The sequence below is a fragment of the Actinotalea ferrariae CF5-4 genome (assembly GCF_000603945.1).
GTDB lineage: Bacteria > Actinomycetota > Actinomycetes > Actinomycetales > Cellulomonadaceae > Actinotalea > Actinotalea ferrariae.
In genome coordinates, this window is sequence record NZ_AXCW01000043.1 from 1 (window position 1) to 10,786 (window position 10,786).

Here is a 10,786-nt window from a genome sequence, read left to right on the forward strand (position 1 = left end):
CCGCGCCCGTCCGCACCAGCGCGGCGAGCCCGTCCCGCAGGCCCGCGACCCGCCGCGGGTCGGGCGCCCCGGCGGAGACGACGCCGAGCACGACGTCGTCGACCGTGGCGGTCGCCGGGACCCGGGCACTGCCCAGGCCGACCGCGGAGGCGACGACGCAGAACGTCCGGCGCTCCTCGGACCAGCCGGCGACGGCCGCGTCCACGGCCGCGTCGCCCGTGCACGCGTGCACGAGCCACGCCCCCTCGAGGTCCGCCTCCAGGACGGGGCGCTCGAGGAGGGTCACCTGCCCGGCCGCGGCCAGGACCCGGACGTCGTCCGCGGGGTGGGCCGCGACCACGACGACGTGGGCGCCCGCGGCCACGAGCCCGGGCAGCCGGCGCGCCGCGACGGTCCCGCCCCCGACCACCAGCACGCGCCGGTCGCGCAGGTCGACCCCCAGCAGCGTCGTCACGGCGCGGCCACCAGCACGCGGCCGTCGTCGACCCGTGCGGGGAAGACGACGAGGTCGTGGGCCGGCTTCCCGCCGGGGTCCAGGCACGTCCCCGACTCCAGCGACCAGACCTGCTTGTACATCGGCGACGTGACCGTCGCGACGTCGCCGGCCGAGCCGACGATCCCCCGCGAGAGCACGTTCGCCCCGGAGTACGGGTCCTTCTGCTGCACCGCGAGGACGCGGTCGTCGGCGAGGCGGAAGACGGCGACCTGGTGCCCCTCGACCAGCGCGGTGACGCCGCGCTCGGGGTCGAGGTCGGCGAGGGCGCAGACGGCGGTCCAGCGGGTCACGGGACGATCTCCAGGGTGCGGGCGACGACGGGGTCGTGGTGGGCGGTCTCGCCCGGCCGGGCGGGCCGGGCCTGGCCGCGCTCGGCGGTGTAGGCGAGGTCCGGGTCGTGCTCGCCCGGCGCGTTGACGAAGGCCTGGAACCGGCGCAGCTTGTCGGGGTCCTCGAGCGTCGAGCGCCACTCGTCGGCGTAGCCGTCCACGTGGTCCGCGACGAGCGCGTCGAGCTGGGCCCCGATGCCGAGCGCGTCCTCCACGAGGACCCGCCGTAGCTCCTCGATCCCGCCGGGGTAGTCCGCGACCCACGGTGCGGTGCGCTGGAGCCGGTCGGCGGTCTGGATGTAGTGGGCGAGGAACCGGTCGACGACCTGCACCAGCCGGTCGTCGTCGAGGTCCTCGGCGAGGAGCTCGGCGTGCCGCGGGGTGAAGCCGCCGTTGCCGCCGACGTAGACGTTCCAGCCCTTCTCCGTGGCGATGACGCCCACGTCCTTGCCGCGCGCCTCCGCGCACTCCCGGGCGCACCCGGAGACACCCACCTTGAACTTGTGCGGCGCCCGCAGGCCGCGGTAGCGCAGCTCGAGGCGGACGCCCATGCCGACGGAGTCCTGCACGCCGAACCGGCACCACGCCGACCCCACGCACGACTTCACCGCCCGCAGCGACTTGCCGTAGGCCTGCCCGGACTCCATCCCGGCGTCGACCAGCCGCCGCCAGATGGCCGGCAGCTGGTCGATACGGGCGCCGAACATGCCGATCCGCTGGGCGCCCGTGATGCGCGTGTACAGGCCGAACTCCTGCGCGACCTGGGCGATCACGAGGAGCTTCTCCGGCGTGATCTCGCCCCCGGGAACCCGCGGGACCACCGAGTAGGTGCCGTCCTTCTGCAGGTTGGCCAGGACGTGGTCGTTGGTGTCCTGGAGCGCGGCGTGCTCCGGCTCCAGCACGTGCCCGGCGCCGAGGGAGGACAGGATCGAGGCCACGACCGGCTTGCAGATGACGCAGCCGCGCCCGGTGCCGTGCGCCGCGACCACCTCGCTGAAGGTCCTGAGCCCGCCCTCGCGGACGAGCGCGAACAGCTCCGCGCGCGGCATGGCGAAGTGCTCGCACATCGCCCGGGAGACCGTGATGCCGGCGTCCTCCAGGGTCGCGGTCACGATCTTGGTGAGCAGGGGCACGCAGGAGCCGCAGACGGTCCCGGCCTTCGTACAGGCCTTCACCTCGCCCACGGTCGTGCACCCGTGCTCGGTGACGGCCGCGCGCACCGACCCGGCCGACACGTTCGCGCACGAGCACACGACGACGTCGTCGGGCACGTCGCCCCCGGGGGCCGGGGCCCCGCCCTCCGGCGCGAGGAAGGCCGACGGGTCCGCGCCCAGGGGGCGCCCCAGCAGCGGTCGGAGGGAGGCGTAGAGGGAGGCGTCGCCGACGAAGACGCCGCCGAGCAGCGTGCGCGCGTCGTCCGAGACGACGATCTTCCGGTAGGTCCGTGCGACGGGGTCCGCGAGGGTGACCTCCAGGGCGCCCGGCGTGAGCCCGAAGACGTCACCGAAGCTGGCGGCCTCGACGCCCGCGCCCTTGAGCCGCGTCCCCTCCGGCGCGGGGGTGTACGTGCGCGGGCCGCCGAAGAGCTGGCTGGCCACGACGTCGGCCATGAGGTTCCCGGGGGCCACCAGCCCGACGCACTCGCCCTCGAAGGACGCGCACTCCCCGATGGCCCAGACGGCCGGGTCGGAGGTGCGGCAGGTCCGGCCGACGACGACGCCGCCGCGCTCGCCGATCGCCAGGCCGCTCTCGCGGGCGAGGCGGTCCCGCGGGCGGATGCCGGTGGAGAAGACCACGACGTCCGCGGGGACCGTCGCCCCCGTGGACAGGTCCATCGTCGCGACGGCGCCGTCGTCGGCCGCGCCGAGGCGGACCGCCGCGGCCGCGGTCCGCACCTCGACCCCGTTCGCGGTGACCAGGACGCGCAGGGCCTCGCCGCCGCCGTCGTCGAGCTGGACGTTCATGAGGCGGTCGGCGAACTCCACGACGGTCGTGGTCGCGCCCAGGCCCTGCAGCGCTGCCGCCGCCTCGAGCCCGAGCACCCCGCCGCCGACGACCACGCCGGTCAGGGGCCGCCCGAGCTCGGCCGCGCGCGTCGCGGCCCACTCCTGGACCGCGACCACGTCGGCGACGGTGCGGTAGCTGAAGACGCCGGGCAGGTCCGTGCCCTCGGTGCGCGGGGTCCAGGCCCAGGACCCCGTCGCGAGCACGAGCGTGTCGTACGGCTCGACCCGGCCCGTCGCGGTGGTCACCGTCCGGGCGTCGCGGTCCAGGCGCTCGACGCGCTCGCCGGTGACCAGCGTGATCCGCGGGTCGGCCCAGACCGACGGCTCGAGCGCGAGCGCGGCGGCGTCCTTCCCGGTGAACAGGTCCGACAGGTGCACGCGGTCGTACGGCAGGAGCGGCTCGTCGCCGATGACGGTGAGCCGCCAGTCGCCCTCGGCGGAGCGGCTGCGCAGCTGGTCGGCGAACCGGTGGGCGACCATGCCGGCGCCGACGACGACGATCCGGCCAGGGGACGACGGGGACATGCACAGCCTCCGGGGCTCTCGCTGCAGGTGGGGCACCTGCCCGGAGGAGTTTTCCCGGCGGAGGACGGGGAAATGCGGGTCCAAGGACCCAGGGCGCCCGCACGCCGCTCAGCCGCGGACGCCGAGGGGCTCGAGCGCCCCCGCGACCGTGCCCGCCCCGGGCCCGAGGTGCGCGCCCCCGCGGTACCGGGCGGCCGGGTGGCTCGCGGGCACCCGCGTCCGGCCGGCACCGAACAGACGCTCGCGCAGCGTGGACTCCTCGTACCGGGTGCGGTACAGCCCCCGCCGCTGGAGCTCCGGCACGACCAGCCCGACGAAGTCCTCGGCCGTGCCGGGGGTGAGGAACTGGCGCAGGTTGAAGCCGTCGAGGTCGGTCGCGGCCACCCACTCCTGCATCGCGTCGACCACCTGCGACGGCGTGCCCACCGCGAAGAAAGGGCCCCGGTCGAAGCGCGTCACGTCCCGGAGCGCGTCCCGGACGGTGCCGTCGGTGCGGTGGAACCGGGTCTGCCGCGTCGAGGTCCGCCCGGCCGCGGCCTCGGCCGCGAGCACGTCGCTCATCGAGGTGTCCGGCGGGTACGCCGCGAGGTCGACGCCGCCGCCCCCCGCGTGGGCCAGGTAGCCCTCCGCGCGGGACAGCAGGGCGAACTCGTCCGCCTTGCGCTCGGCCTCCTCCCGCGTGCGCCCGACGATGACGACGGCCATGGCGTACGTCCGCACGTCGTACGGGTCCCGCCCGTGCTGGGCGGCCTGGCGCCGGATGTCGGCGACGGTCTCGCGGTAGGACGCCAGGTCGTACCCGCCCACGAACACGCCCTCGGCGTGCCGGGCCGCGAACGCCCGGCCCGCCGGGGAGGAGCCGGCCTGGAAGATCACCGGCGTGCGCTGCGGGGAGGGCTGCACCAGGTGCGGGCCGGCGACCGAGAAGTGCTCCCCGACGTGGTCGACGTACCGCACCTTGGACGGGTCGGTGTAGACGCGCTGCTCGCGGTCCTGCACCACCGCGTCGTCGTCCCAGGAGCCCTCCCAGAGCTTGTAGAGGACGTCGAGGTACTCCTCCGCGATTGCGTAGCGGGTGTCGTGCTCCACCTCCTGCGCGAGCCCGAAGTTGCGGGCGGCGTTGGGCAGGTAGGACGTCACGACGTTCCAGCCGAAGCGACCCTTCGTCAGGTGGTCGAGCGTGCTCGCCCGCCGCGCGAAGGCGAACGGCGGCTCGTACGTCGTGGAGAAGGTCGCCGCGAATCCGAGGTGCTGGGTGACCGCGGCCATCGCCGGGACGAGGAGCAGCGGGTCGTTGCTCGGGATCTGCACCGCCTCCCGCAGCGCCGTCTCGGGCCCTCCCCGGTAGGTGTCGTAGGCGCCGACGACGTCGGCGAGGAAGACCGCGTCGACCAGCCCCTCCTCGAGCAGCCGGGCCTCCCCGGTCCAGAAGTCGAGGTCGTTGAAGCGGTGCCGGGTGTTGTCCGGGTGGACCCACAGCCCGTGGGAGATGTGCCCCACGCAGGCCATCTCGAACAGGTTGACGCTGATCGGCCGGGCGTCGCGACGCGGGGCCGCGACCCCGCTCACGAGGCGCTCCCGGGCGTCGTGACGGCACGGTCGACGGAGGTCGACGGCGGCGTCGTCGTCCCGGCGACCGCCGGCGGCCGTGCTCCGGGCACCGTGGGTGGTTCGCCGGGGACCGCCCGCACGACGGCCGCGCCGAGCAGCCCGAGGGCGACGAGCACGCCCGGTCCGGCCAGGCCGACGGGGTGCACCACGTCCCACCGCGCCACGAGCAGCGCGGTGACGACGACGCCCGCGCCGGCCAGGGTCGTCGCCGCCGGCCGGGCGGCCACCGCCCGCACCAGGGGTGGGCGTCGCTGCGCCAGCGTGACGACGACCAGGACGGTCAGGTTCGCGGACATGCCCACCCAGACCGGGTGGATCCCCAGGTGGAAGGACGCCGGCTCCCAGCCGCCCAGCTGGTACCAGACCAGGCCGCTGCCGAAACCCGCACCGAGAGCGGCCAGGACGGCGCCGCGGGTCGCCAGGGGCCACAGGAGAGCGGCCAGCACGGGTGCCAGCGTGGCCCCGTTGCGCAGCGTCCAGGCGAGGACGTTCCACCACGCCGACTGCTCCGTGCGCAGCAGCGCGAAACCCACCATGAGGACCGTGAGGCCGACGAGGGCCCGCCGCGTCCAGCGCACGACGTCGTCCTCGCTCGCGACAGGGCGCAGTGCCCGCCCCACGTCACGGCCCAGGCTCGTCGCCCCGGAGAACTGGCAGGGCGCACCCCACCCCAGGGCGCAGGCCCAGATGCCCAGGAAGAAGAGCCCCGCGACGGGCGCGGGCACGGCGCCGGCGACGAACTGCGCGACCGCGACGAGCCCGAGCCGCTCCCCCGGGACGACGAGGGCGGCAGCGACGCCCAGCACCGTGCCCACCACCGCGAGGGGGAGCACGAGAGCCGCCGCCCCGAGCAGCCCGTCGCGCCCGGCCCGGGCGGACCGGCAGGACATCGCCATCTGGAACGTGGCCTGGGCGAGGAGGACGTTGACGACGAACGTGCCGAACCAGGCCAGGACGAGCGGCAGCCCCACCGTCCCGGTGCCGGGTGGTGGTGCGGTGACCGCCGCCGCCAGCGCGGCCGGGCCCGGGGCCCGCAGGACCGCGACCAGCCCGACGACCGCCATGACGCCGATCGCCAGGGCGTTCGCCACCTGGGTGACGATGAGCGACCGCATGCCGCCCACCCACACGTAGGCCAGGAGGAGCAGGGCGGTGAGGACGACCGCGACGCCGATCGGCACGCCCAGCAACGCGTGCAGCGCCGAGGCGAACGCGATCGCCGTCGCCACCGACCACATCGGGAACGTCACGCCCGTGATGAGTCCCGCGACCGCGCGGGCCGCCCGTCCGTACCGGTCCCCCACGAGCCCGGAGACGGTGACGACGAGGCGACGGTGCAGCGGGCCGACGAGGACCAGGGCGATGAGCACCACCTGGAGCACCACGGCGACGCCGTACCAGAGCGCGGGCACGCCCGAGCGGTACGCGAGCTCGCTGATCGCGATGAACGACGAACCGCCGAAGAGGGCGGTCACGCTCGCCGCGAGCGCCACCGGCGTGACGCCCCGGCCCCCGACGAAGTAGCCGTCGGCGCCGGCGCCCGGGGACGTGCGCCGGCCGAGCCCCACGAGGAAGACCGTCCAGGCCAGGGCGAGGCCGACCGTCCAGGCACCCGCCGCGCTCACGAGGACACCTGCCAGTCGACGGAGGCGGGCACGCCGGCGTCCCGGACGAGGTTGAGGGCCGGGCACCGGCGCTCGACCTCGGCGGCGCACCGCGCCCAGCGCTCCCCCTCGTCGGGAGTGCGCACCCGGACCACAGTGGCGACGTGGGCGAAGTGCGGCCGGACGCCGGGCACACCCCGGAAGCCGCGCACGTCGATCGCCGCCTCGCTCGCGACCTCGAGCGCGGTCAGCCGCAGGCCGAGCTCCGCGGCGACCGTCTCGACGACGACCACCAGGCAGCCGTCCAGCGCGGCGAGCACGAGCTCCATCGGGGTCGGTGCGGAGTCGTCGCCGCCGACCGGGACCGGCTCACCGGTCGCGAGCCCGTCGAACTGCCGGACGCGCAGCCGGGTGCGCTGCCGGCCCTCCCAGACGCCTTCGGCGCGGAGGTGCTTGAGGGCGGGCTGGTCGTGCGGGGCGGTGGGCGGCGGGGGCGCCACCGTCGCGCCGGGAAGGGGGACGGGCACGGGCTTCTCCTCGGTCGTCGTCGTCGGTCGGGGCGGTGCGGCGGTCACGTGTACCAGGTGGGCTCGGGGACCTCGTCGAGGAGCGCGAACCGGCCCACCTCGCGCCGCTTGTAGGCCACGGGGTCGTGCAGGGAGTGCGTGCGCACGTTGCGCCAGAAGCGGTCCAGCCCGACGTCGCTCGCCGTGGCGCGGGCGCCGGTCACCTCGAAGACCCGGGTGCCGATCTCCAGCCCGACGTCGATCGCACGCTGCTTGGCCGCGGCGACGAGGACGGCCACCTCGCCGCGCTGGCGCGGGGTGAGGGCGGCGGGGTCCAGGTGTAGGGCGGTGATCGCCTCCCCGGCGCGCTCCGCGAGCGCCTCCGCCGCCCAGAGCTTGGACTGCAGGTCCCCGTAGGTGTCCAGCACGTACGGCTCGTCGACGCCGCGCTCGCGGTCGTCGCCGCCGTAGGGCCACGGGCGGGTCCGCGCACGGGTGTACTCCAGCGCCGTCTGCAGGCCGCCCGAGGCGATGCCGAGGTAGAAGCTCGTGAACACCAGCTGGATCGCGACGAGGCAGAGCGTGTTGTAGACGTGCGGGCGGAACGCCTTGTCGACCCACCCGAGCGCCGCGGTCCAGGGCACGACGGCGTCCTGGACCGTGACGCTGCCGGACTCGGTCAGCCGCTGGCCGAGCGCGTCCCACCCGTCGTGGAACGTGATCGCCGGGTCGTCGGACGCCACCAGGGCGAAGACGTGGTCCTCGTGACCGTCCACGGCCGCCTCGAGCCACGTCACGTCCGAGACCTTCGACCCGGTGGAGAACGTCTTGTGGCCGGAGACGACGAGGTGGTCACCCTGGTCGACGGCGACGAGGTCGGCGTCGCGCGGGTTGACGGCCCCACCGAAGAACCACGCCTCTCGCGTCGCCTCGCCGATGATGTCCCGCGCCTGGTCGGGCGTCCCGAAGAACGCGGGCAGCTGGGACCACAGGTAGTGGTAGCCGAGCAGCTGGCCGATGGAGCCGTCCCCCTCGGCCACCCGGCGGATCACCTGGTAGGCGGTCGCCCAGCTCTGGCCGGCCCCGCCCGCGGCCCGGGGACCGAGCAGCGTGACGAGCCCGGCCTGCTTCAGCAGGCGCACCTCGTCGTGGGGCGTGCGCAGCGCGCGGTCCCGCTCCACGGCGTCGACCGCGAGGATCGCGGCGACCTCCTCGGCGCGAGCGATCCAGCCGGCGGGCGAGCTCGGGGCCGGCGAGCCGGCCCAGGGGGAGGCGGCTACCGCCTCCGTCGTCGTGATGGACATACTGCTCCTTGCGTGATGGACACCGGCCCCGCGGGGACGGTGGACGTGCCCACCGGCGGCAACCGGTGGGGTGAGGTGCCGGGCGGACGGCTCGTGTCCGCCCGGCACCGCTGCGTGGGGGGTGAGGTGTCGGTCGGCCCGGTGCGGCGGCAACCGCTACGGGACGCCGACGGCGGGACGCGGTCTCAGGCGCGCCGCCTCAGGCGTGCGAGGACGCCGCCCCGGCGAGCTCCCGCGCGCCGACGGCGAACGCACGCGACGGGTGGCCGGCGCGCGGGCGCGTCTGGCCCTCGCCGAACAGCCGCTCGCGCAGCGTCTCCCCCGGCGTGTACGCCGTGCGGTAGCGCCCGCGGCGCTGCAGCTCGGGCACGACGTGCTCGGTGAAGTCCGCGAACGTGGCCGGGGACAGGTGCTGGATCAGGTTGATCCCGTCGGCGTCCGTGCCGTCGACGAGCTCCTCGAGGCGGTCCGCCACCTCCTGGGGCGTCCCGGCGATGAAGCGGGGGTCGTTCTCCGGCCGCGACAGGTGCGACACGAGCTCCCCGACCTTCTTCCGGTCGGACCCCTCGGACCACATCCGCTCGAAGGTCTGCATCGCGTCACCGCCGCGGTACTCGAGGTACGTGTCGACGTCGTCGCCCGCCAGGTCGATCCCCGCCCAGCCGCTGAAGAGCACCAGGTGCCCCTCCAGGTCGCGGAACTCCTGCAGCACGGCGAGCTTGTCCTCGACCTCCGTGCGGGTCGGCGCCACGACGACCTCGGCACCGACGAACGCCTTGACGTCGTCGGGCCCGCGGCCGGCCTCCACGGCCAGCCGGCGCAGGTCCGCGATCTCCTCCCGGCCCTGGGCGTCGTCGCGCGGCAGCAGGAAGACGGCCTCCGCGTGACGGGCGGCGAACGCCTTGCCGCGGCTCGAGGTGCCCGCCTGGTAGAGCACCGGGGTGCGCTGCGGGGACGGCTCGGCGAGGTGCGGCCCCGCCACCGAGAAGTACTCGCCGTCGAAGCCGATCTCGTGGACCTTGTCCGGGTCGGTGTAGACGAGGTTCTCCGCATCCAGGACGACGGCGTCGTCCTCCCACGACCCCTCGAGCAGCCGGTACACCACCTCGAGGTACTCCTCCGCGATGGCGTAGCGGTCGTCGTGCCTGATCTGCTCGCTCAGGCCGAAGTTGCGGGCGGCGTCCGGCAGGTAGCCGGTGACGATGTTCCAGGCGAGGCGGCCCCGGGTCAGGTGGTCCAGCGTCGACAGCCGGCGGGCGTGCCCGAAGGGCGGCTCGTAGGTCGTCGTCGAGGTCACGGCGAACCCGAGGTGCTCGGTGACCGACGCCATCGCGGAGACGACGAGGGTGGGGTCGATGTTCGGCACCTGCATGCCGGCGCGCAGGGCCGCCCGGCGGGAGCCGCCGTACGTCGTGTAGGTCCCGACGACGTCGGCGAGGAACACCGCGTCGAAGAGCCCGCGCTCCAGGACGCGGGCCAGGTCGGTCCAGTAGCCCAGGTCCTTGTACTGGGTCCGGCGGTTGCCGGGGACGCGCCACAGGCCGTGGTTGATGTGGCCGGGCGTGGCCATCTCGAAGCCGTTGACGCGGATCTGCTTGGTCATGGTCGTCCCTCTCGGTGGGTGGGGTGCGGGCCTCGGGGCTCAGGCGGACGCGGCGAGGGCGACCCGCAGGTCGTGCCCGGCCTCGCGCAGGGCGAGGCGGAAGGCCTCGGCCGTCCGGGCGACGCAGGCGCGCGTCGACTCGTCGACGAGGAGGGGCCCGCCGGAGGTGTGGTCGATGTGCTGGTCCAGCACGAAGCGCCCCGTGGTGATGTGCCCGGCCCCGAGGGAGACGAGGACGGGGCGCAGCGAGTAGTCGATCGCCAGGAGGTGGGCCACCGTGCCACCCGTGGCGAGCGGCAGGACGACCTTCCCCTCGAGCGCCCGCTGCGGGAGCAGGTCGAGGAACACCTTGAGCAGGCCCGAGTACGACGCCTTGTAGATCGGGGTCGCGACGATCACGCCGTCGGCCCCGAGGACCGCCCGGACCGCGTCGATGACGGCGGGGTCGGACGTGTCCGCGGCGAGCAGCGCGGCCGCGGGCAGGTCCCGCAGGTGCAGGACGCGCACGTCGTGGCCCGTCAGGACGAGCTCGTCGGCGACGTGGTGGGCGAGGGCGGAGGTGCGGGACGTGACGGACGGGGAACCGGTCAGGACGAGGACGGAGGCCATCGTCGTTCTCCTTCGGACGGGCGCGCGGCAACGCGCTCGGGACGGGTGGGTGCCCGGCGCGACGGCGCGCCGGGTGGTGGTGCCGCGCCGTGCGGGCAGGGCGACGCCGGTCCCGCGCGGGCGGGACTCGGGTGGCGCCGTCCGCGGGTCGGCGGAGGCTCCCCGCGGGCGCACCGGACGCCGGTACGGCGGG

9 protein-coding genes are annotated in these 10,786 nt (G+C 75.3%); all 9 read right to left on the bottom strand.

Annotated features, from left to right (window positions below; translation table 11 throughout):
• Nucleotides 1-454: NAD(P)-dependent oxidoreductase (locus tag N866_RS06120; RefSeq protein WP_034224129.1), on the bottom strand; the 454-nt coding region annotated here is incomplete at its 3' end.
• Nucleotides 451-786 (bottom strand): nitrite reductase small subunit NirD, encoded by a 336-nt coding sequence (gene nirD, locus N866_RS06125; protein ID WP_034224135.1) that lies wholly within the window; start codon nt 784-786, stop codon nt 451-453. The genes N866_RS06120 and nirD, both read right to left, overlap by 4 nt.
• Nucleotides 783-3,356 carry a nitrite reductase large subunit NirB gene (gene nirB, locus N866_RS06130; protein WP_034224140.1) on the bottom strand — a complete coding sequence of 858 codons (2,574 nt, stop codon included), beginning with the start codon at nt 3,354-3,356 and terminating at the stop codon, nt 783-785. Before nirB ends, nirD begins: the two co-directional genes overlap by 4 nt.
• 108 nt (nt 3,357-3,464) lie before the next feature.
• Nucleotides 3,465-4,925 carry an LLM class flavin-dependent oxidoreductase gene (locus N866_RS06135; RefSeq protein ID WP_245612396.1) on the bottom strand — a complete coding sequence of 487 codons (1,461 nt, stop codon included), beginning with the start codon at nt 4,923-4,925 and terminating at the stop codon, nt 3,465-3,467.
• Entirely contained in the window at nt 4,922-6,592 is a 1,671-nt protein-coding gene (locus N866_RS06140; RefSeq protein WP_052022467.1) for a sodium:solute symporter family protein, read from the bottom strand. The genes N866_RS06135 and N866_RS06140 overlap by 4 nt, the downstream gene beginning before the upstream one ends.
• Nucleotides 6,589-7,098 carry an OsmC family protein gene (locus tag N866_RS06145; RefSeq protein WP_155855225.1) on the bottom strand — a complete coding sequence of 170 codons (510 nt, stop codon included), beginning with the start codon at nt 7,096-7,098 and terminating at the stop codon, nt 6,589-6,591. The genes N866_RS06140 and N866_RS06145 overlap by 4 nt, the downstream gene beginning before the upstream one ends.
• Before the next feature lie 44 nt (nt 7,099-7,142).
• Nucleotides 7,143-8,381: an acyl-CoA dehydrogenase family protein gene (locus N866_RS06150; RefSeq protein WP_034224145.1), complete on the bottom strand. Its 1,239-nt coding sequence runs from the start codon at nt 8,379-8,381 to the stop codon at nt 7,143-7,145.
• Nucleotides 8,382-8,580: 199 nt separating this feature from the next.
• Nucleotides 8,581-9,984, bottom strand: coding sequence for an LLM class flavin-dependent oxidoreductase (locus tag N866_RS06155; protein ID WP_034224150.1), 1,404 nt, complete (start codon nt 9,982-9,984; stop codon nt 8,581-8,583).
• 39 nt (nt 9,985-10,023) lie between these two features.
• Nucleotides 10,024-10,593: an NADPH-dependent FMN reductase gene (ssuE, locus tag N866_RS06160; protein WP_052022468.1), complete on the bottom strand. Its 570-nt coding sequence runs from the start codon at nt 10,591-10,593 to the stop codon at nt 10,024-10,026.
• Nucleotides 10,594-10,786 lie beyond the last annotated feature (193 nt).